20 protein-coding genes are annotated in these 20802 nt (G+C 52.9%); 12 read left to right on the top strand and 8 right to left on the bottom strand.

All coding sequences use genetic code 11. The features are described 5' to 3' along the window. Positions 1-123 precede the first annotated feature (123 nt). From efeB to putP, 4 genes are all read right to left on the bottom strand, one after another. Positions 124-1407 (bottom strand): iron uptake transporter deferrochelatase/peroxidase subunit, encoded by a 1284-nt coding sequence (gene efeB, locus M975_RS04465; RefSeq protein WP_064557634.1) that lies wholly within the window; start codon positions 1405-1407, stop codon positions 124-126. A 19-nt stretch (positions 1408-1426) separates the two neighbouring features. After that, the gene (gene efeO, locus M975_RS04460) at positions 1427-2551 is read right to left on the bottom strand and encodes an iron uptake system protein EfeO (RefSeq protein WP_064557633.1); all 1125 of its coding nucleotides are present in this window, start codon (positions 2549-2551) and stop codon (positions 1427-1429) included. Positions 2552-2613: 62 nt separating this feature from the next. Beyond that, complete coding sequence (efeU, locus tag M975_RS04455) at positions 2614-3447, bottom strand: iron uptake transporter permease EfeU (RefSeq protein ID WP_064557632.1); 834 nt, start codon at positions 3445-3447, stop codon at positions 2614-2616. A gap of 188 nt (positions 3448-3635) precedes the next feature. Next, positions 3636-5144, bottom strand: a complete 1509-nt coding sequence (gene putP / locus M975_RS04450) for a sodium/proline symporter PutP (protein WP_064557631.1) — start codon at positions 5142-5144, stop codon at positions 3636-3638. A gap of 356 nt (positions 5145-5500) precedes the next feature. Here putP and putA point away from each other — a divergent pair, with 356 nt between their 5' ends. Together putA and M975_RS04440 are read left to right on the top strand one after the other, a co-directional pair. Next, a complete protein-coding gene (gene putA, locus M975_RS04445) occupies positions 5501-9463 on the top strand; it encodes a trifunctional transcriptional regulator/proline dehydrogenase/L-glutamate gamma-semialdehyde dehydrogenase (RefSeq protein WP_064557630.1) in 3963 nt (1320 codons plus the stop codon). A gap of 126 nt (positions 9464-9589) precedes the next feature. Beyond that, a complete protein-coding gene (locus tag M975_RS04440; protein ID WP_064557629.1) occupies positions 9590-9976 on the top strand; it encodes a lysozyme inhibitor LprI family protein in 387 nt (128 codons plus the stop codon). Between the two features lie 2 nt (positions 9977-9978). On the opposite strand, the gene rutR is transcribed toward M975_RS04440, so the two are convergent. Beyond that, the gene (gene rutR / locus M975_RS04435) at positions 9979-10623 is read right to left on the bottom strand and encodes an HTH-type transcriptional regulator RutR (RefSeq protein WP_064557628.1); all 645 of its coding nucleotides are present in this window, start codon (positions 10621-10623) and stop codon (positions 9979-9981) included. 251 nt (positions 10624-10874) lie between these two features. Between rutR and rutA the strand changes: the two genes are divergently transcribed. Genes rutA through rutG form a run of 7 tightly spaced genes read left to right on the top strand, consistent with a single transcriptional unit; the run spans position 10875 to position 16310 of the window. Further along, positions 10875-11966, top strand: a complete 1092-nt coding sequence (gene rutA, locus M975_RS04430) for a pyrimidine utilization protein A (protein WP_064557677.1) — start codon at positions 10875-10877, stop codon at positions 11964-11966. Further along, the gene (gene rutB, locus M975_RS04425) at positions 11966-12664 is read left to right on the top strand and encodes a pyrimidine utilization protein B (RefSeq protein WP_064557627.1); all 699 of its coding nucleotides are present in this window, start codon (positions 11966-11968) and stop codon (positions 12662-12664) included. The genes rutA and rutB overlap by 1 nt, the downstream gene beginning before the upstream one ends. Positions 12665-12677: 13 nt before the next feature. Further along, a complete protein-coding gene (gene rutC / locus M975_RS04420) occupies positions 12678-13064 on the top strand; it encodes a pyrimidine utilization protein C (RefSeq protein ID WP_064557626.1) in 387 nt (128 codons plus the stop codon). Between the two features lie 3 nt (positions 13065-13067). Next, positions 13068-13868 carry a pyrimidine utilization protein D gene (gene rutD, locus M975_RS04415; protein WP_064557625.1) on the top strand — a complete coding sequence of 267 codons (801 nt, stop codon included), beginning with the start codon at positions 13068-13070 and terminating at the stop codon, positions 13866-13868. Beyond that, entirely contained in the window at positions 13865-14455 is a 591-nt protein-coding gene (locus tag M975_RS04410; RefSeq protein ID WP_064557624.1) for a malonic semialdehyde reductase, read from the top strand. The genes rutD and M975_RS04410 overlap by 4 nt, the downstream gene beginning before the upstream one ends. Before the next feature lie 9 nt (positions 14456-14464). Then, positions 14465-14953, top strand: a complete 489-nt coding sequence (gene rutF, locus M975_RS04405; protein WP_425338988.1) for an NADH-dependent FMN reductase RutF — start codon at positions 14465-14467, stop codon at positions 14951-14953. A gap of 28 nt (positions 14954-14981) precedes the next feature. Continuing rightward, on the top strand, positions 14982-16310 hold the full coding sequence (gene rutG / locus M975_RS04400; protein WP_064557622.1) for a pyrimidine utilization transport protein G: 1329 nt from the start codon (positions 14982-14984) through the stop codon (positions 16308-16310). 5 nt (positions 16311-16315) lie between these two features. Here the strand turns inward: rutG and M975_RS04395 are convergent, their stop codons facing one another. Next, positions 16316-17236 (bottom strand): DMT family transporter, encoded by a 921-nt coding sequence (locus M975_RS04395; RefSeq protein ID WP_064557620.1) that lies wholly within the window; start codon positions 17234-17236, stop codon positions 16316-16318. Positions 17237-17358: 122 nt separating this feature from the next. Further along, positions 17359-17535, bottom strand: a complete 177-nt coding sequence (locus tag M975_RS04390; protein ID WP_034456279.1) for a con-10 family general stress protein — start codon at positions 17533-17535, stop codon at positions 17359-17361. 368 nt (positions 17536-17903) lie between these two features. Here M975_RS04390 and wrbA point away from each other — a divergent pair, with 368 nt between their 5' ends. Further along, the gene (gene wrbA, locus M975_RS04385) at positions 17904-18500 is read left to right on the top strand and encodes an NAD(P)H:quinone oxidoreductase (protein WP_064557618.1); all 597 of its coding nucleotides are present in this window, start codon (positions 17904-17906) and stop codon (positions 18498-18500) included. Positions 18501-18511: 11 nt separating this feature from the next. Continuing rightward, a complete protein-coding gene (locus M975_RS04380; RefSeq protein ID WP_064557616.1) occupies positions 18512-18739 on the top strand; it encodes a YccJ family protein in 228 nt (75 codons plus the stop codon). 40 nt (positions 18740-18779) lie between these two features. Here the strand turns inward: M975_RS04380 and agp are convergent, their stop codons facing one another. After that, a complete protein-coding gene (agp, locus tag M975_RS04375; protein ID WP_064557614.1) occupies positions 18780-20030 on the bottom strand; it encodes a bifunctional glucose-1-phosphatase/inositol phosphatase in 1251 nt (416 codons plus the stop codon). A gap of 170 nt (positions 20031-20200) precedes the next feature. Between agp and M975_RS04370 the strand changes: the two genes are divergently transcribed. Further along, positions 20201-20656 carry a winged helix-turn-helix transcriptional regulator gene (locus M975_RS04370; protein WP_064557612.1) on the top strand — a complete coding sequence of 152 codons (456 nt, stop codon included), beginning with the start codon at positions 20201-20203 and terminating at the stop codon, positions 20654-20656. Positions 20657-20802 lie beyond the last annotated feature (146 nt).

Raw genomic sequence — 20802 nt, 5'->3', positions numbered from 1 at the left:
AAAAATTAGCAGGGGAAGGATTGCCCTCACCCCAACCCTCTCCCCCAGGAGAGGGAGAAAACCGGACAGTCCCTTCTCCCTCAGGGAGAAGGTTAGGATGAGGGTTGTTTCGACATCAATAAACTACGCCTCAATCAGCCCCTGCCCTAAATAATGCTGCTTATCCCGAGCACCCGGCAGCGTGAAGAAATACCCACCGCCAATCGGCTTCACGTACTCTTCCAGCGCTTCGCCGTTAAGACGTTGCTGCACCGCCAGAAAACCTTTCTCAAGATCATGCTGGAAGCAAACAAACAGTAACCCCATGTCCAACTGGCCCGATTTGGACACACCAAGCGAATAACTGTAGCCGCGGCGCATCATCAGATTGGATTGCGTCTCTTTAGTCCGTGGGTTTGCGAGGCGAATATGAGCATCGAGCGCAATCACATTACCGTCCGGATCGGCGGCGTAATCGGGTTCATCATGCTCGTTCTTCATACCCAGTGGCGCACCACTGTGCTTATCACGGCCAAATATTGTTTGCTGCTCTTTAAGCGGCGTTCGGTCCCAGGACTCAACATGGAACTGAATGATACGCACCGCCTGATAACTGCCGCCGACGGCCCATGCGGGTTCCTGTTGATTTCCGGTCACCCAAACCACTTCATCCATCAGCGGTTGGTTGCTGCTGTCCGGGTTTGCGGTGCCATCTTTAAAACCAAGCAGGTTGATTGGCGTCTCTTTACCGCGACTGCGCGCTGCGTGGTTAGAGATAAACCCTTCGCGCTTCCAGCGCACGCTCAATAAATCTGGCGTGTGCTTGATGATATCGCGCAGCGCATGGATAACCGTATCCGCAGTATTCGCGCAAATCTGAATGAGCAAATCCCCATGGCACAAGCTGGCATCCAGCGAGTCATTCGCAAAGCGTTCCATTTTTTGCAGCTTTTTGGGCATTTGCCCTTTCAGGCCAAAACGATCGTCGAACAGCGATGTTCCCGCTGACAGCGTAATCGTCAGGTTGTCCGGGTAGATAACTGCCCCCAGAATGCCCGAGTCCATCGGTGGCATTCGCGGGTTTGGTGTATCGGGAGCCGGGCCGCCAGTGGTCAGGAAATCAAACCGCGCGGTCAGCAACTTGAACAAGCGCTCAAGGTCAGCTTTGTCACTTGCCAGCACATCAAAAGCCACCAGCATCATTGCCGCTTGTTGTGGCGTCAATACGCCCGCCTGGTGCACGCCGTAAAACGGCTGTTTTTCCATGCGCGCATCAGGCGGTAATGTCCCAGGCGAAGTCTCCTGTTTTGCCGCATGCGCCACCGGGCAACCACCCACAACGGCAAAAGCACCACCGAGCGCACCCAAACCTTTCAGTAAGCGACGGCGCGCCGGAAGGTGGCCGCCGTCTTTGGTTTTCTCATCCATCAAACGTTATCCCGAAAACCTAATCCAGACCCAGTACGCCACGCAATTGCGACAAGTCTTCAGCCAACGCAGTTACCGGACCTTTCAGCGCATTACGGTCAGCATCAGTCAGTTTGTCGTAAGTCTCAAAGCCATCTTTAGTGCGATATTTTGCCAGAATAGTGTCGACTTTCTTGAAGTTCGCATCCACTTTCGCCAGCAATGGCGCATTGTCTTTGGTCAGCAGTGGGCGCAACAAGTTAACGATTTTCTGTGCACCATCTACGTTTGCCTGGAAGTCCCACAGGTCAGTGTGGCTGTAACGGTCTTCTTCACCACTGATTTTGCTGGCTGCTACTTCTTCAATCAGACCCGCAGCGCCGCCAACTACTTTACTTGGTGGGAATGCCAGTTCAGAAATGCGCGTTTGCAGATCCAGCACATCGCTGTTCAGCTGAACGGCATATTTTTCCATGCCTTTAGTGGAGTTATCACCAAACAGTGCTTTTTCCAGACGGTGGAAGCCGGTGAATTTCGGATCGTTCGCTTTCTGTTCGTAGTCATCTTCACGAGCATCAATGCTGCCGTCGAGGTCAGAGAACAGTTCCGCAATCGGTTCAATACGCTCGTAATACTGGCGAGTCGGCGCGTACAGGGATTTCGCTTTTTCGATATCGCCTGCTTTTACCGCGTCAGTAAAGGCTTTAGTGCCTTTCACCAGCTCGACAACTTGTGCCGTAACATACGCTTTGTATTCTGTGATTGGCCCGGTCAACGCCATCAGGTCATTCTTCGGTGCAGCCTGGTCGCCCACGGCTTTAACGATAAGTTTGCCCTTAGGGTTGCTGAGCAGGCCGCAAGTCATGTCATATTCGCCTGCTTGCAAATTGGCGGTCATTTTCTGCGAAAAACCGGGTGCGATGTTTTCGCGTTCTTCAACCACCATTACACCTTTGAGGATTTCCCACTCCAGTGCTTTCTGGCTGTTGTTCTGAACAATAAACTGCGTTTTACCGGCGTTAACCGTAATGTTCATCGGTTCGCACTGTTTATCTGTGACAGTGACTTTTACCTGCGGAACATCCGCCGCCTGAACGGCAAAGGCAGAAGAAGCAAACGCAAACAGCGCAGCATGCAAGGCTTTACGGCGAAAATGTGTAGTCATGACCAATCCCTATAAAACAAGAGTATGTTGTAACTAAGTGGCGATAATCTGCCGCAAGATATTTAACGAACGTTATTTGTCGCCTGAGCACTCAAACGCGGTGGCATAAAGAACAGCACCAACGCCGGGATCAGGTAAATAAAGTACATCGCCACTTCGCTGACGCTCGGCGCTTCCTGGTATCCAAAAATACCTTCGAGCAGCGTACCGGTCAGGGAGTGCGTAGAAAGCACATTACTGAGATCAAACGCGATATCCTGGAAATGGTTCCACAGTCCCGCTTCGTGGAATGCGCGCACAGCCCCCGCCGCAAGCCCTGCTGCCACCAGCAAAATAAACAGGCTGGTCCATTTGAAGAAGATGGCGAGGTTCAGGCGGATACCGCCCCAATAAATAAGGAAGCCAAGCACAATGGCGGTCCCCAGGCCGAGCATGGCGCCAAGCGGTGGCATAATGCCGACATCCTGCTGAAACGCGGCCAACAAGAAGAATACGGATTCGAGGCCTTCACGGGCGACCGCAAAGAACACCATCAAAATCAGCGCCCAGCCATGGTTGCCTTTACTGTGTAGCGCTTCATCTACCTTCTGCTCTAGCTGGCCTTTCACGTTGCGCGACACTTTGCGCATCCAGAACACCATCCAGGTCAGGATGAATACGGCGATAACCGCCACGATGCCTTCAAACAGTTCCTGCTCTTTTTGCGGAAATTCGCCAGTGGTTTCATTAATGAAGATCCCCAGGCCCAGGCAAAGTGCCGCCGCCGCCACCACACCAATCCACATCACGCCAATCCACTGGCCACGTTGAGTGCGCTTTAGATAGCTGGCAATCAGACTAACAATCAGCGCGGCTTCCAGGCCTTCGCGTAACATAATGAGAAACGGGACAAACATTACTGACACCCCAACTGTGAACTCAGGTCAAATGGCGTAAAGAAAAGTAAACCAAAACGATTGTGATTATCATTACCAGAAAAATAAACACAAGCGGATAATTTGTATATTTGTGAACAGCTGTAAAAAAGGCCGCTTACGCGGCCTTCAAGAGGTGTGGTTCAGATTATCAATGACTGAAGCTGCAATTATTCAGGCTGCAATTTTGATGGCGGTGCGGTGTGGTAAATTTCATCGGCCTGAGCAAAACGTTTTTGCATCGTCGCACTTGGCGCTTTGCCAAGCAGGCTGACAACCACAATACCGATGCTGCCGAAGATGAAACCAGGAATGATTTCATACAGGCCCAACCAGCCGAACTGTTTCCAGACGATAACCGTCAGCGCACCGATGATCATCCCCGCCAGTGCACCGTTGCGTGTCATGCGTGACCACATCACCGAGAACAATACCACCGGGCCAAACGCGGCACCAAAGCCTGCCCACGCATAACTGACCAGGCCCAGAACACGGTTTTCAGGGTTAGCCGCCAGCGCGATGGCGATGAGAGCCACCAGCAGCACCATAAAGCGCCCTACCCACACCAGCTCTTTCTGACCGGCATCTTTACGGAAGAACGCTTTGTAGAGATCTTCGGTAATCGCACTGGAGCAAACCAGCAACTGGCAGCTCAGCGTAGACATCACCGCCGCTAAAATGGCTGACAGCAAGATGCCCGCAATCCATGGGTTAAACAGCAATTGCGCAAGTTCGATAAACACACGCTCGCCGTTCTGGTTAACCGCGCCCGCAAGCGATGGGTTATTAGTAAAGTAAGCAATACCGAAGAAGCCCACAGCACAGGCACCCGCCAGGCACAAAATCATCCACGTCATACTGATGCGACGCGCTTTAACGATTGTGTGGTGAGAATCTGCCGCCATGAAGCGCGCAAGAATATGCGGCTGGCCAAAATAGCCCAGGCCCCAACCCATCAAAGAGATAATCGCGACGAAGTTCAGCCCTTTGAGCATATCGATATTTTCAATGCTCTTTTGCTTGATAACCGCCATCGAATCGTCAAATCCGCCAACCGCGATAACCACCATTATTGGCGTTAAGATCAGCGCGAAAATCATCAGGCTCGCCTGTACGGTGTCGGTCCAGCTTACCGCCAGGAACCCACCGACAAAGGTATAAATGATGGTTGCCGCGGCACCTGCCCAAAGTGCGGTTTCGTAGCTCATGCCAAAGGTGCTTTCGAACAGACGCGCACCTGCCACGATGCCAGATGCACAATAGATGGTGAAGAACAGCAGAATCACTAACGCGGAGATAATGCGCAGTACACGGCTTTTATCTTCAAAACGCCCGGTGAAATAATCTGGCAGCGTCAACGCATTGTTGTTCACTTCGGTGTGAACACGCAGGCGTCCGGCGACCAGTTTCCAGTTGATGTATGCGCCAACCGTCAGGCCGATAGCAATCCAGCTTTCCGAAATACCAGAAAGGAAAATGGCGCCAGGCAGGCCCATCAGTAGCCAGCCGCTCATGTCGGATGCGCCCGCTGACAGTGCAGTGACCACGCAACCCAGGCTGCGACCGCCCAGAATATAGTCATCAAAGTTTTTAGTAGAACGCCAGGCGATAAATCCTATCAATATCATGCCAAAGATATAGATAAAGAAGGTCACCAGCATTGGTGTACTCATGTTCATGCAAGTTCTCCAAAATTTTTTGCCATACCGGAACGCAGCATGGAGCTTTAATAGTTTCTTACCGCAAGCGTTTTAACACACTATTCACAATAAATTCACCGTACAAAAAATAGCTTTTTTCACCAGGTTGCACTCGCTCACGCTTTTCACGGTTGCACCCTCTTAAACTGTTAACTGTGTCAGTAAATTCACCCTGTCTGCGAATAATTAGCCCGCTCGCTTTCTCAAGCCAAATTTAACAATTAAATCTATTTCACAGCTTGCTATCCAGCTCACATTTAACAAGGTTGCACAAAGTTGCAACATGATAGATATTGCCGGGTAACGAATTGCTACCACCTGAATAATGGAGTTATATGGCCACCACCACCATGGGCGTAAAACTGGACGACGCGACCCGCGAGCGTATTAAAGACGCCGCTTCACGCATTGACCGCACACCACACTGGCTAATTAAACAGGCGATTTTTAACTATCTGGAACGCCTGGAAAACAACGATGAATTGCCAGAACTCCCAGCCTTGCTGGCAGGTGCGGCAAACGAAAGCGACGAAACTGCCCCGCACGTTGAAGAAACACACCAGCCATTCCTTGATTTTGCAGAACAAATTCTTCCGCAGTCCGTTACTCGCGCAGCGATTACCGCCGCCTGGCGCCGCCCTGAAACCGATGCGGTGCCGATGATCCTCGAGCAGGCTCGCCTTTCACCGGTGATTGCCGAGCAAACCCACAAACTGGCTTACCAACTCGCCGACAAATTGCGTAATCAAAAGAGCGCAACAGGCCGGGCGGGCATGGTACAGGGTTTATTGCAGGAATTTTCACTTTCTTCACAAGAAGGTGTGGCATTGATGTGCCTCGCCGAGGCGTTATTGCGTATTCCTGATAAAGCAACGCGTGATGCATTGATTCGCGACAAAATCAGTAACGGCAACTGGCACTCACATATTGGCCGTAGCCCATCGCTATTTGTGAATGCCGCCACCTGGGGCCTGTTGTTTACTGGCCGCCTGGTTTCGACGCATAACGAAGCCAGCCTGTCGCACTCGCTGAACCGTATTATCAGTAAAAGTGGTGAGCCGTTAATCCGCAAAGGCGTGGATATGGCGATGCGCCTGATGGGCGAGCAGTTTGTGACGGGCGAAACCATTGCCGAAGCGTTAGCCAACGCGCGCAAGCTGGAAGAGAAAGGTTTCCGCTACTCCTACGATATGTTGGGTGAAGCCGCACTGACCGAAACCGATGCGCAGGCTTACATGGTTTCTTATCAGCAGGCGATTCACGCCATTGGTAAAGCCTCTAACGGGCGCGGCATTTATGAAGGCCCGGGGATCTCCATCAAACTTTCTGCATTGCACCCGCGCTATAGCCGCGCGCAGTACGATCGCGTCATGGAAGAGTTGTACCCGCGTTTGAAATTCCTGACGCTGCTGGCACGCCAGTATGATGTCGGGATCAATATCGACGCCGAAGAAGCCGATCGCCTGGAGATCTCACTCGATCTATTAGAAAAGCTCTGTTTCGAGCCAGAACTGGCGGGCTGGAACGGTATTGGCTTCGTGATTCAGGCGTACCAAAAACGCTGCCCGTTCGTGATTGATTACCTGGTTGACCTCGCCTCCCGCAGTCGTCGCCGCCTGATGATTCGCCTGGTGAAAGGCGCGTACTGGGACAGCGAAATCAAACGCGCTCAGATGGATGGGCTGGAAGGTTACCCGGTCTATACGCGCAAGGTTTACACCGACATCTCTTATCTGGCCTGTGCGAAGAAACTGCTGGCGGTACCGAATCTGATTTACCCACAGTTTGCGACGCACAACGCCCACACACTGGCGGCTATCTACAACCTGGCCGGGCAAAATTACTACCCTGGTCAATATGAATTCCAGTGCCTGCACGGCATGGGTGAGCCGCTTTATGATCAAGTGGTCGGTAAAATTGCCGATGGCAAACTGAACCGCCCTTGCCGTATTTATGCCCCTGTTGGCACACACGAAACGCTGCTGGCTTACCTGGTGCGCCGCCTGTTGGAAAACGGTGCCAATACCTCGTTTGTTAACCGTATTGCCGACAACACCTTGCCGCTCGACGAGCTGGTTGCCGACCCGGTTACCGCCATTGAAGGTATCGCCAGTAAAGAAGGCCGACTCGGTCTGCCGCATCCAAAAATCCCTTTGCCGAAAGAGCTATATGGCACGGGGCGCACCAACTCCAGTGGGCTGGATCTGGCGAACGAGCACCGCCTCGCATCGCTCTCCTCTGCCCTGCTCAATAGTGCAGCTCAGAAATGGCAGGCGTTGCCGATTCTGGAAAATGCCGTTGCCGCAGGCGACATGGTGGCGGTGAAAAACCCGGCCGAACCGCATGACGTGGTGGGTTTCACCCGCGAAGCCACGCCAGAAGAAGTTTCACAGGCCCTGGAAAGTGCAGTAAACAACGCGCCAATCTGGTTTGCCACACCACCGCAAGAACGTGCTGCCATCCTTGAGCGCGCAGCGGTGATTATGGAAGGCCAGATGCAAAAGCTGATTGGCGTTCTGGTGCGTGAAGCCGGTAAAACCTTCAGCAACGCAATTGCCGAAGTGCGTGAAGCGGTGGATTTCCTGCATTACTACGCAGGCCAGGTGCGCGATGATTTCGACAATGAAACCCACCGCCCGCTCGGCCCGGTCGTGTGTATCAGCCCGTGGAACTTCCCGCTGGCTATCTTTAGCGGCCAGATTGCCGCAGCACTGGCTGCCGGTAACAGCGTGCTGGCAAAACCTGCGGAACAAACTCCGCTGATTGCCGCCCTTGGCGTGTCTATATTACTGGAAGCTGGCGTGCCTGCAGGCGTGCTGCAATTGCTGCCAGGGCGTGGTGAAACGGTGGGCGCTCAGTTAACCGGCGATAAACGCGTGCGTGGCGTGATGTTTACTGGCTCCACGGAAGTGGCGACGCTTCTGCAACGCAATATTGCTGACCGCCTTGATCCACAAGGTCGCCCGACGCCGCTGATTGCAGAAACCGGTGGTCTGAACGCAATGATCGTCGATTCTTCAGCGCTTACCGAACAGGTGGTGGTTGATGTACTGGCCTCGGCCTTTGATAGCGCGGGCCAACGTTGTTCCGCACTGCGCGTGTTGTGTATCCAGGAAGATGTCGCGGAACACACGCTGCAAATGCTGCGCGGTGCGATGGCGGAGTGCCGTATGGGCAACCCAGGCCGTTTGACGACAGACATCGGCCCGGTTATCGACGCCGAAGCAAAAGCGAATATCGAACAGCACATCCAAGCGTTACGCAGCAAAGGCCGCAAAGTATTCCAGGCGGCTCGCGAAAACAGCGTGGATGCGAAAGAGTGGCAAAGCGGCACTTTCGTCGCCCCGACGTTGATTGAGCTGGAAAGCTTCGATGAGATGCAAAAAGAGGTGTTTGGCCCGGTATTGCACGTGGTGCGCTACAACCGCAATAACCTGGAAGCATTGATTAACCAAATCAACGCCGCAGGTTACGGCCTGACGCTTGGGGTGCACACGCGTATCGACGAGACCATTGCTCAGGTGACCGGCTCTGCGCATGTCGGCAATATGTATGTGAACCGTAATATGGTCGGCGCGGTGGTCGGTGTGCAGCCATTTGGTGGTGAAGGTTTATCTGGCACCGGGCCAAAAGCCGGTGGCCCATTGTATCTGTATCGCCTGCTGGCAAACCGCCCGGACAACGCGCTGCAAACTACCTTTAACCGCCAGGATGCTGAGCTACCGGTGGATTCCACGCTTAAAGCCAGCCTTCAGGAAGCGCATCAGGAATTAGCGCAGTGGTCGGCTAACAAAGGGGAATTGCCTGCAATCTGCGAACGCTTCGCACTACTGGCACAAAGCGGCACGCTGCGCCAGTTGCCGGGGCCAACCGGTGAGCGCAACACTTACGCATTAATGCCGCGTGAGCGCGTGCTGTGTATCGCAGATAACGAGCAAGACGCGCTGGTGCAACTGGCGGCGGTAACCAGCGTGGGCAGTCGTGCACTGTGGGCTGATGACAAACTGCATCGTGAACTGGCAAAAGCGCTTCCGGCGCGGGTACAGAAGCATATCGACTTTGCAAAAGAAGATACGCTGCTCAACGCCTCGTTTGATGCGGTGATTTATCACGGTGATTCCGACCAGCTACGTTCACTGTGCGAAAAAGTGGCGGCACGCGCAGGCGCGATTGTTTCGGTGCAGGGCTTTGCTCGCGGTGAAACAAATCTGTTGCTGGAGCGTTTGTATGTCGAACGTTCATTGAGCGTGAACACGGCAGCAGCAGGCGGTAACGCCAGTTTGATGACAATCGGCTAAGGTTTCACTAAGCTTTCAGGAACAATTTATATGGCCTCGTTGGGCGGATAGTGCACATCCACCACTTTTGTCGGATGGCGCTGCGCTTATCCGACCTACGGAGGCCTTTTTCCTCGAGGAATGATGATGAAACGCGTTTGTCTACTTATAGCTGGCCTGTTGTTGAGTGCAAACGTTCTGGCCGACAATTGCGGTGATGCATCATCGCAGGCCGGTCTTAACGAGTGCTATGGCAATGAATACAAAAAGCAGGATGACTTACTTAACCAGACGTATAAACAGGCAATGAAACTCGCCACCGACACGCAGAAAACCCAGTTAAAAGCGGCGCAAAATGCGTGGATCGCGTTTCGTGACGCCGACTGTGCATTCTTAACCTCTGGCGCAGACGGTGCGTCCGTCGCACCGATGGTGCACGCACAATGCATGACGGATAAAACCCGCGAACGCACTGAACTGCTGAAAAGCACACTACATTGTGAAGAAGGTGATGTTAGCTGCGTATTCCGCTAAAACTAACGCACACGAATGCCTTCAATAATCATCCGCTGCACGTTTTCGACCGTGCGGCGGAAAAATTCCTCGTCCTGTAAATTACTGCCCGACACCGCTTCGACCTGGCTCGCGAAATCCGCATAGTGTTGAGTGGTGGCCCACAGCATGAATATCAAATGATGCGGATCAACCGCCGCCAGTTTTCCGCTTTCAACCCAACCGGCTATGATCGCTGATTTATCATCAACCAGCGCTTTCAAATCGCCCGTCAATTCCGCTTTCAACAGCGGTGCGCCTTGCAGCATCTCGAGGCAGAACAAGCGCGAGGCCTGCGGGTAATCACGGGAAACCTCAAGTTTCAGCCGGATGTACTCGCTTATCGCCACCAGCGGCTGTAAATCCTCGCGGAACGCACGTAGCGGTGCGAGCCAGATATCGAGTATCTGTTTTAGCACTGCAATATAGAGTGCTTCTTTTGACGGGTAATAGTAGAGGAGATTGGTTTTTGACACTTCCGCACGCTCAGCCACCTGTTCGATGCTGGTCCCGTGAATGCCAAATTGGGAGAAAAACTCCAGCCCAGCCGCCAGAATAGCCTGCTTTTTCGCCGCTACCGCTTTGGAACGCCGTCCGGTTTCTTTCGTTGCTGCCGCACCTTGTGCCATGCGCCCTCTCATCGTTCTGTTTTGCCCGACAGCATAGCAAAGACCACGTGATAAGTGCGCATTGTATGCACCCTGAACGCGCACGAATGCCTGTTTTTTGTGCACCGGTTTTGACCAAACAGTCTGGTTTTAACACGCCAAAAATAGAAACCAATAATCAACATAATGATAACAAAAGCATTTTCCAACCTGGCATCAGGTTTGCAATATCTATTTCGAAAATGGCTCCCCACTCGAATAAGAGGCTTGCGATGAAAATTGGCGTATTCATTCCTATCGGCAACAACGGCTGGTTAATCTCCACCACTGCGCCGCAATACATGCCCACGTTTGAGCTGAACAAAGCGATCGTGCAAAAAGCGGAATACTACGATTTCGACTTTGCCCTTTCGATGATCAAACTACGCGGCTTTGGCGGCAAAACAGAATTCTGGGATCATAACCTCGAGTCGTTCAGCCTGATGGCAGGCCTTGCGGCGGTGACCTCCAAAATTCAAATCTACGCCACGGCAGCAACGCTAACATTGCCGCCTGCCATTGTGGCGCGAATGGCCTCGACCATTGACTCCATCGCCCCGGGCCGTTTTGGGGTGAATCTGGTGACCGGCTGGCAAAAACCGGAATACGAGCAAATGGGGATCTGGCCAGGTGACGAATATTTCGCACGCCGCTACGACTACCTCGCCGAATACGCCACGGTGCTGCGCGATTTGTGGGGAACCGGGCAAAGTGATTTAAAAGGTGAATTTTTCACCATGAACGACTGCCGCTTAAGTCCGCGCCCTGCTCAACCGGTAAAAATGATTTGCGCCGGGCAAAGCGATGCTGGCATGGCGTTCTCCGCCGAATATGCCGACTACAACTTCTGCTTTGGCAAAGGTGTGAATACGCCAACTGCTTTTGCCCCTACCGCCGCCCGCATGATTGAAGCGGCGGAGAAAACCGGGCGCGATGTCGGTTCCTATGTGCTGTTTATGATTATCGCCGATGAAACCGACGAAGCCGCCCGCACTAAATGGGAACACTACAAAGCGGGTGCCGACGAAGAAGCACTGGCGTGGCTCACCGAACAGAGCCAGAAAGACACCCGTTCAGGCACTAATACCAACGTGCGGCAAATGGCTGACCCGACGTCAGCGGTCAATATCAACATGGGCACTTTAGTCGGCTCTTACGCCACCGTCGCCCGCCTGCTGGATGAAGTAGCAACGGTGCAGGGCGCTGAAGGTGTGTTGCTGACGTTCGATGATTTCCTGGTCGGAATCGAAGCCTTTGGCGAAAAAATCCAGCCGCTGATGCAGTCGCGCGCCCATCTTTCCCCTTCCGCTCGCGAGGTGGCGTAATGAAAAACATCACTCTTATTGCTCGCCCGGAAGCCATTACATTCGCACCTGAACAGACGGCGCTGATTGTCGTGGATATGCAAAACGCTTATGCCAGCAAAGGCGGTTATCTCGACCTGGCCGGGTTCGATGTTTCGGCAACGAAACCGGTTATCGAGAACATCAAAACCGCGGTTGCCGCCGCACGTGAAGCGGGAATAGTGATTGTCTGGTTCCAGAATGGCTGGGATAGCGATTACGTCGAAGCGGGCGGCCCAGGCTCGCCTAACTTCCATAAATCCAATGCATTGAAAACCATGCGTAAGCAACCGGAATTACAGGGAACTCTGCTGGCAAAAGGCAGCTGGGATTATCAACTGGTGGATGAACTGGTGCCACAGGCAGGCGATATCGTGTTACCGAAACCTCGTTACAGCGGCTTTTTTAATACGCCTCTGGACAGCATTCTGCGCTCTCGCGGCATTCGCCACCTGGTCTTTACCGGCATCGCCACCAATGTGTGCGTGGAATCGACGCTGCGCGACGGGTTTTTCCTTGAATACTTTGGTGTGGTGCTGGCTGATGCCACGCATCAGGCCGGGCCAGCTTTTGCGCAGCAAGCCGCATTATTCAATATCGAAACCTTCTTTGGTTGGGTGAGCGACGTCGGCACATTTTGCCAGGCGTTGCAGCCACAATCTTTCGCCCGTATTGCCTGATAAGGAATAAACCATGCCGAAATCCGTGATAATTCCTCCGGGAACTACAACGCCCATCGCTCCGTTTGTACCCGGCACGTTCGCTGATGGCGTGGTGTATGTCTCCGGAACGTTGCCGTTCGATAAGCAAAACAATGTGGTGTATGTCGGCGACGCTAAAGCCCAGACGCGCCATGTGCTGGAAACCATTAAGTCGGTGATTGAAACCGCAGGCGGCACCATGGACGACGTGACGTTTAACTCCATTTTTATTACCGACTGGACAAACTACGCCGCAATCAACGAAGTGTACGCCGAGTTTTTCCCCGGCGACAAACCGGCACGATTTTGTATTCAGTGCGGCCTGGTCAAACCGGACGCGTTGGTTGAGATAGCCACCGTCGCGCATATCGGGAAATAGCGTATGCACATTGAGCTGACGCCCGCCCCCGTCCCCAACGCCCCGGTTTTATTGCTGATTGCCGGACTCGGTGGAATGGGCAGTTACTGGCTACCACAGCGTGCGACGCTGTCTGAACACTACCAACTGGTGATTTATGACCAGCGCGGTACGGGTGAGAATAAAGAGCCTCTGCCCAATGATTATTGCCTCGCGGATATGGCACAGGAAATCCACACCGCCATGTTGCACCAGGGCATCACTCATTACAGCGTGCTGGGTCATGCGCTGGGCGGCCTGGTGGCACTGCAACTGGCGCTGGATTACCCCGCTGCTATCGACAAACTGGCGATAATCAACGGCTGGTTGCAGCTTAACGCCCATACCCGGCGCTGCTTTGCGGTGCGTGAAACGCTGCTGCGCGATAGCGGTCCTGCGGCTTATTTGCAGGCTCAACCGTTGTTTCTCTACCCGGCAGACTGGATGGCCGCCAACCAGCCACGGCTGGAAGCCGAAGAAGCGATGCACAACGCACACTTTCAGGGCACTGAAAATCTCACTCGCCGCCTGAATGCGCTCAAGGCCGCAGATTTTCATGCCACGGCGGCACATATCCACCAGCCCGTGTTGGTTATCTGTTCGCGCGACGACCTGCTGGTGCCGTGGAATTGTTCTGAAGAATTGCACAACGCGCTACCAGACAGCCTGCTGGAAATCATGCCGTGGGGTGGACACGCTTGTAACGTCACCGCGGCCAGCGATTTTAACCAGCGACTGCTGCGTTTACTGGCAACCGAACCTGCTTATCACAAGGAAATTGTATGAGTCATGCTATGACGTCCGAATCACTGGAAACCTTGTTCACTGGCGCACATACCCACAGCGCGTGGCTGGATACGCCTGTGAGCGATGAACAAATTAGTGAAATTTATCACCTGCTGCGACTGGGTCCGACATCGGCCAACTGCTCCCCTGCCCGCTTTTTGTTTGTGCGCAGTGATGAAGCAAAAGCGCGCCTGAAACCCACGCTTTCTGCGGGCAACGTAGAGAAAACCATGAGCGCCCCGGTGACCGCGATTGTGGCGTGGGACCCGGCATTCTTTGAGCAACTGCCAAAACTGTTCCCTTACGCCGACGCCCGTTCGTGGTTTACCTCAAGTCCGGAACTGGCGCAGGAAACGGCGTTTCGCAACAGCTCGATGCAGGCGGCATACCTGATCTCTGCCTGCCGGGCACTTGGCTTGCACACCGGGCCAATGTCTGGTTTTGACCGTGAAAAAGTGGATGCCGAGTTTTTTGCCGCAAGCGGCTGGAAAAGCAATTTGCTGATTAACATCGGCTACGGTGACCCGGCCAAAACCCATTCGCGTTTGCCACGTTTAGCATTTGAAGAGGCATGCGTTCTCGCCTGAGGAGTGAATATGATTGAAAAACAAGCCTTTCGCGACGCGATGTCGTGCCTGGGTGCGGCGGTAAATATTGTCACCACCGATGGTCCAGCCGGACGCGCCGGGTTTACCGCATCGGCAGTATGTAGTGTGACGGATGAACCGCCAACATTGCTGGTTTGCCTCAACCGCAGCGCGTCCGTGTGGCCGATTTTCAGCCGCAACCAGGCGTTGTGCGTCAACACGCTGGCGGCCGGTCATGAAGATCTTTCGAATTTATTTGGTGGAAAGACGGCGATGACCGAACGTTTTTCTGCCGCCCGCTGGCGACACGGCGTAACCGGCTGCCCGCAGATGGAAGGAGCCATGGTCTCGTTTGATTGCCGTATCAGCCAGGTGGTCAGCGTAGGCACTCATGACATTTTATTCTGTGAATTAGTGGCTCTTGAACGTAACGACGATTCCCACGGTCTGGTGTGGTTTGACCGTGGCTACCACCAACTGATGCGGCCTGCCTGCTAGCCGAAACGTGTTCTCTCTGGAGATGATTATGGCGAATTCCTGGTTTCCCCAATGGCGTAAGAAAACTGCGGTAACAGAAGGTGATGTGGTGGCTCCGGATGAAACGCTGCCACTCGGCCAGACACTGGTGATGGGTGTGCAGCATGCGGTGGCAATGTTTGGTGCCACGGTGCTAATGCCTTTGTTGATGGGGCTTGACCCGAATTTGTCGATACTGATGTCAGGTGTCGGGACGTTGTTGTTCTTTGTGGTGACAGGCGGGCGAGTGCCGAGTTACTTAGGCTCAAGTGCGGCATTTGTTGGAGTGGTCATTGCGGTAACCGGCTTTAACGGGCAAGGACTGAACCCACACTTGAGCGTGGCACTCGGCGGCATTATCGCCTGCGGTCTGGTGTACACGCTGATTGGCTTTATTGTTATGAAGGCAGGAACACGCTGGATTGAGCGTTTAATGCCGCCCGTGGTTACCGGTGCGGTGGTGATGGCAATCGGCCTGAACCTCGCGCCAATTGCCGTGCGCGGCGTTTCGGCCAGCAGCTTTGATAGCTGGATGGCGGTCATGACGGTGTTGTGTATCGGGCTGGTTGCTGTGTTTACCCGCGGCATGATCCAGCGCCTGCTGATTTTAATAGGCCTGATCCTCGCCTGCGCCATTTACGCGGTGCTGGCGAATGGTTTTGGCTTCGGCAAACCGGTTGATTTTACGCTGATCGGTGCGGCGGCCTGGTTTGGTATTCCGCAAATCACCTCCCCGACATTTAACGCTCAGGCCATGATGCTGATTGCACCTGTCGCGGTCATTCTGGTGGCCGAAAACCTTGGGCACCTGAAAGCCGTCGCCGGGATGACCGGCAAAAATATGGACCCGTACATCGGCAAAGCCTTTGTGGGTGACGGCCTTGCGACCATGCTTTCGGGTTCGGTGGGTGGCAGCGGCGTAACAACCTATGCCGAAAATATCGGCGTGATGGCGGTAACCAAAGTCTACTCAACACTGGTGTTTGTCGCCGCATCCGGCATCGCCATGTTATTGGGCTTTTCACCGAAATTTGGCGCACTGATTCACACCATTCCAGGCCCGGTGATTGGCGGTGCGTCTATCGTGGTGTTTGGCTTGATTGCCGTTGCAGGTGCGCGCATCTGGGTGCAGCACAATGTTGATTTAAGCCAGAATGGCAACCTGATTATGGTTGCCGTGACACTGGTATTAGGTGCGGGGGATTTCGCGTTATCAGTCGGCGGCTTCACGCTCGACGGGATTGGCACGGCAACGTTCGGCGCAATTATATTGAACGCTATTCTGAGCCGCCGCCCACAGATTGTGAGCGACAGTGCAGTGGTTCATCAGGATTCCTGATGGTGTCATTCAGTCTCAGGCACCGGCAGCGGTGCCTCTTGTTTCTTCTTCCGTTTAAGCTTCAGCTCACTCACCAGCACGCCCAACACAATCAATGCGCCGCCAAGCAATGCCAGCACCGGTAATCGCTCTCCGGCGATGCGCCCGAAGATCCCCGCCCATACCGGTTCGCCGGTGTAAATTACCGTCGCACGAGTGGGTGAAACGCTGCGTTGCGCCCAGTTCATGGTCACCTGAATAATGGCGCTAAAAATCCCGAGGCCGAGCGCAACCACCAGCAAACCGGGTGTAAAGGATGGCACACTTTCGCCGACTGGGATCATGGTCGCAAATGCCACAATCGAGGCGGTAGCAAGCTGCACAATAGTGACGCGCTTAATATCCACTTTGCCCGCCCAGGCGCTGATGAGGATAATTTCTGCGGCAATCGCAAGAGCGCTTATCAGCGTGATAATTTCGCCCGCGCCGAGTGTGAGGGATGTGTTTTCCGGCCCGGCAAGGAATATCAGGCCGATAAACGCCAGCGCCACGCCAATCCACGACATCACTCCCGGCATTTTACCGAGGCAAATCCATTGCAGGACAGGCACCAGCGGAACATACATCGCGGTGATAAATGCCGATTTACTGCTGGGAATGGTCTGTAAGCCCCAGGTTTGTAGACTGTAACCAATCGCAATCGAAACACCGATAAACACACCCGCTTTCACTTCAAGCCAGGTCAGGCCACGTAACGATTTTATCGACAGCAACCCAACGGCTAATGCGGCAGTTGCGAAGCGTAATCCGACAAAGAAAAACGGCCCACTCATGGTCATCGCATACTGCACGGCGAGGAACGTTCCTCCCCAGAACATGGTGATGAGGATCAGAATCGCTTCCTGAGGTTTAACGGCAAGTTGATAGCGACGCAATAAGGCAGACATGACATGACCTGGACGAGATAAGCAAGCCGGATAGTGTGCGATGCGGCGCTAAGCCATGCAATGGGAGACATAAAATAAAACCGCCGGTAAAAACCGGCGGTTGGGGTTAACCTGGCGAGTAACTACTTGCTACTACCTTTGCCATGGCTATTTTTGCCCCCTTTTTGGCCTGCTTCTGAGGCGCGTTGCGGGTCATTTTTAAAGTTCCCGCCACTATGCTGGCCACCTTTACGACCTGCTTCTGATGCTCTTTCACGGTCTTCAGCGAAATTACCTGAACCACCACGATGGTTTGCCATTTCTAACCTCCGGATTGGTGAAATAGTTAAGTCATCATATTGCATTCAGTCAAAGAAGATTCTTTCACCGCACAGCTTAACTCGCGCTGCGTGGAAGTAAGCTTAGTGCAGTGAGGGCAATTGACCAGTTAACCGTAATATTTTGCAACATGTAATCGCCAGAATGGGTGATTTTTTTGCCGCTCAATCCATAAGATATTCTTATTTTTAGTGAAATAGTCACCTAAGGAAAATGTGACCTAATCTTACTGGAAGCTCATTCTTGCGAAGCATCAAGGAATCAGCACTCTAATTTGCACATTAGGCCACAGCACATATCTTTAAAGCAGGGCAGCAAACGCTGCGTCAACGGTAAGGAGTGATGCGAGATGGCTAAAGTTCTGGTGCTTTATTACTCAATGTACGGACACATCGAAACCATGGCACATGCTGTGGCAGAAGGTGCACAGAAAGTTGATGGCGTCGAGGTAACCGTAAAACGGGTTGCGGAAACCATGTCAGCCGAAGCTTTCTTGAAAGCCGGGGGTAAAACGCAAAATGCCCCGCAAGCCACTCCTCAAGAGCTTGCCGACTACGACGCCATTATTTTTGGCACTCCCACGCGCTTTGGCAATATGGCAGGCCAGATGCGTACCTTCCTCGATCAAACTGGCGGCTTATGGGCATCGGGGGCGTTACACGGCAAACTTGCCAGCGTGTTTAGCTCAACGGGCACCGGTGGCGGTCAGGAACACACTATCTCATCAACATGGACAACGCTTGCGCACCACGGAATGGTGATTGTTCCCATCGGCTATGCTGCGCAAGAATTGTTTGATGTTTCGCAAGTTCGCGGCGGTACACCTTACGGCGCCACAACCATTGCTGGTGCGGATGGTTCACGCCAGCCAAGTCAGGAAGAGCTTTCTATTGCTCGCTTCCAGGGTGAACACGTAGCGGGTTTAGCAGTTAAGTTAAATGGTTAATGGAGAAGAGAATGCAGAATCAACAATCAAAAGTTCATCATGTTGGTGAATGGGCGAGTTTGAGAAACACGTCTCCTGAAATAGCAGAGGCTATTTTTGAAGTGGCTAAATACGACGAAAAAATGGCGGAGAAAATTTGGGAAGATGGCAACGATGAAGTACTGACGTTGGCATTTGAAAAAACGGATAAAGATTCGCTGTTTTGGGGTGAGCAAACCATTGAGCGCAAGAACGTGTAGTCTTATTCCCCCCGCTGATGCGGGGGAGTTTTTCCCTTTCTTATTTCCCCTGATTTACCGTCTGCGCTAATACATCAGTAAATTTTTCCCACGGGCAAAAACCATTTGCATCGGTCGGGCAGCCTTTAAGCTGGAGCGTGACGCGCATTGGCGGTTTTTCCAGGCTTAACACCTCGGCATTGCGTAATTGTTCACTGCTTTGATAAACATATTCCACTTTCATCAATTCACGATTGTTGTTCACATCATGCCAGCGCTGGAACATGATTTTCCCGCCGATTGGCGTGCGCTCATATTGATCAGGCAGTTGATAGGCATTGAAATCCAGCGCAGTTAGCAGCGACGCAATATTGGAATCATGCCCCACCAGTAACGTCATTTTTGGCCCTTTGTTATTACTTCCTGCCAGCGCTTTCTGAATATATTTAATCAGCGGGGCCGCCACATTTTTAGCGACTTGCGGCGAGGTAAACAGCGTATCCTGGTAGCCATTTTTCAGCTCAGATAACACTTTCCATTGCTCATCAGTTTTGATTTTTCCCCAGGCGACTTGGTCCATCGGGAACCCTTCGTAGTATTGCAACGTAAAGGCATCCACCAGTGAGTTACCCACTTTAAGCGGGCCGCTGACACCCGGTTCTTCGCTGGCATTCGCACTGAACTTATCTTTCTGGGCAGTTAAATCGCAGTTCTGTTTTTCTTTGCAGCTCGGAGAGTCGTTGAAGGCAACAATCTGCTCAAGCAGCTGATAGCTGTCGCTCAGCTTGTATTGCTCACGCTGGGTTTCCATCGCTTTCACAGCAGCTTGTTTAAACTCAGGCGAATCATTGGTGATAACCGGGTTAAACGTCGGGTCCATGGTGCCCATTTTTTCCTGGTGATGGACCGGGATATCACAGCCAGGGAATGCGCCAGTAATAAAGAACTGCGCCGTTGCTACGGTGCGTTGCAGACTGTTAGCGTAAGCGTAAACGCTTTGCGGCGTTGGGCATTCACCACTTGTCACCAGCCCCTGCTCGGCAAGCCACTCTCGCACGTAATGGCCCATATAAACTTCCAGCACACCGCCTTTGGTGGTGAGCTGGCCTCCGGGAACATCCCATTGTGGCCAGGATTGCGCGGTTGATTGTTCCAGCACGCTGCCGTTATTGGCGAGCGGTGCACGCAGGTTATGGCGACTCATCAATAAAACTTGTTGAAGTTGGTAGCCCTGCGGTGCGGTATCGGCTTGTGCAAAGGCCGGTGCGAAGCAAGCCATTGCCAGTAATGTCGCGATCGTTTTTTTATTCATCTCTTAATCCTCAAGATGTTATTGCACAAAAGTGCCGCATTGAGTGTGGCAGAAAAAGCAGATGCCGCCTTTTGGACAGATCGCAAAACCAGCGCATGAAGGAAAACTACTCAATCCCGGCAGGAGGTTTTATAATAAAACTATAAAGGCGCTGCGCCTGTGGAGGATTAATGAAACGCAAAAGTATGGAAGGCAATCTCTGCCCGGTGGCCCGCTCACTCGATATCATTGGTGACTGGTGGTCATTGCTGATTGTGCGTGATGCTTTAAACGGCCTGACACGATTTGGCGAGTTTCAAAAAAATCTCGGCATCGCCAAAAATATGCTGACTGCGCGTTTAAAACAGCTGGTGGAGCAAGATATTTTGACCGTGCGCCCCGCCGCCGACGGCAGTGCATGGAATGAATACGTGCTGACCGAAAAAGGGCGAGCGCTGCAAATGGTGCTGGTGGCACTGGCACAATGGGGTGGCGAGTATCTGTTTGATAGCCATGAGAAGTGCAGCGTGCTGGTTGACGACGAACTCCATCAATCACTGCGTAAACTCACGTTACAAGCGCAGGACGGACGCACACTGGCACCTGATGAAGTGATTGCCCGGCAGCCCGATGTGTTGGTGGAGTAAGATTCCGGGTGGATTAGCGTTGCAACATCCACCTGTTCCCTTTCGTTATTAATCCCTTAACCCTCCATCAAACATTCACCGCAATGTAAAACTAAAAAATCTCACGCAAAATGGTTGCATTATAAAACCAATGCATCTATTTTTAA

Origin of the sequence: Buttiauxella brennerae ATCC 51605, from assembly GCF_001654925.1 — a bacterium.
GTDB classification, from domain to species: domain Bacteria; phylum Pseudomonadota; class Gammaproteobacteria; order Enterobacterales; family Enterobacteriaceae; genus Buttiauxella; species Buttiauxella brennerae.
The sequence above is the reverse complement of the archived record's forward strand: the minus strand, read 5'-3'. Positions and strand labels throughout refer to the sequence as shown.

Bases quoted from the DNA above. Each gene is read 5' to 3' on its own strand.
- M975_RS04380 (WP_064557616.1), top strand. From the start codon at position 18,512: ATGCAGAATCAACAATCAAAAGTTCATCATGTTGGTGAATGGGCGAGT.
- efeB (WP_064557634.1), bottom strand. From the start codon at position 1,407: ATGGATGAGAAAACCAAAGACGGCGGCCACCTTCCGGCGCGCCGTCGC.
- efeO (WP_064557633.1), bottom strand. From the start codon at position 2,551: ATGACTACACATTTTCGCCGTAAAGCCTTGCATGCTGCGCTGTTTGCG.
- M975_RS04410 (WP_064557624.1), top strand. From the start codon at position 13,865: ATGAGTCATGCTATGACGTCCGAATCACTGGAAACCTTGTTCACTGGC.
- rutF (WP_425338988.1), top strand. From the start codon at position 14,465: ATGATTGAAAAACAAGCCTTTCGCGACGCGATGTCGTGCCTGGGTGCG.
- M975_RS04370 (WP_064557612.1), top strand. From the start codon at position 20,201: ATGAAACGCAAAAGTATGGAAGGCAATCTCTGCCCGGTGGCCCGCTCA.
- efeU (WP_064557632.1), bottom strand. From the start codon at position 3,447: ATGTTTGTCCCGTTTCTCATTATGTTACGCGAAGGCCTGGAAGCCGCG.
- M975_RS04440 (WP_064557629.1), top strand. From the start codon at position 9,590: ATGAAACGCGTTTGTCTACTTATAGCTGGCCTGTTGTTGAGTGCAAAC.
- rutD (WP_064557625.1), top strand. From the start codon at position 13,068: ATGCACATTGAGCTGACGCCCGCCCCCGTCCCCAACGCCCCGGTTTTA.
- putA (WP_064557630.1), top strand. From the start codon at position 5,501: ATGGCCACCACCACCATGGGCGTAAAACTGGACGACGCGACCCGCGAG.
- rutB (WP_064557627.1), top strand. From the start codon at position 11,966: ATGAAAAACATCACTCTTATTGCTCGCCCGGAAGCCATTACATTCGCA.
- wrbA (WP_064557618.1), top strand. From the start codon at position 17,904: ATGGCTAAAGTTCTGGTGCTTTATTACTCAATGTACGGACACATCGAA.
- agp (WP_064557614.1), bottom strand. From the start codon at position 20,030: ATGAATAAAAAAACGATCGCGACATTACTGGCAATGGCTTGCTTCGCA.
- M975_RS04395 (WP_064557620.1), bottom strand. From the start codon at position 17,236: ATGTCTGCCTTATTGCGTCGCTATCAACTTGCCGTTAAACCTCAGGAA.
- rutG (WP_064557622.1), top strand. From the start codon at position 14,982: ATGGCGAATTCCTGGTTTCCCCAATGGCGTAAGAAAACTGCGGTAACA.
- rutC (WP_064557626.1), top strand. From the start codon at position 12,678: ATGCCGAAATCCGTGATAATTCCTCCGGGAACTACAACGCCCATCGCT.
- rutR (WP_064557628.1), bottom strand. From the start codon at position 10,623: ATGGCACAAGGTGCGGCAGCAACGAAAGAAACCGGACGGCGTTCCAAA.
- M975_RS04390 (WP_034456279.1), bottom strand. From the start codon at position 17,535: ATGGCAAACCATCGTGGTGGTTCAGGTAATTTCGCTGAAGACCGTGAA.
- putP (WP_064557631.1), bottom strand. From the start codon at position 5,144: ATGAACATGAGTACACCAATGCTGGTGACCTTCTTTATCTATATCTTT.
- rutA (WP_064557677.1), top strand. From the start codon at position 10,875: ATGAAAATTGGCGTATTCATTCCTATCGGCAACAACGGCTGGTTAATC.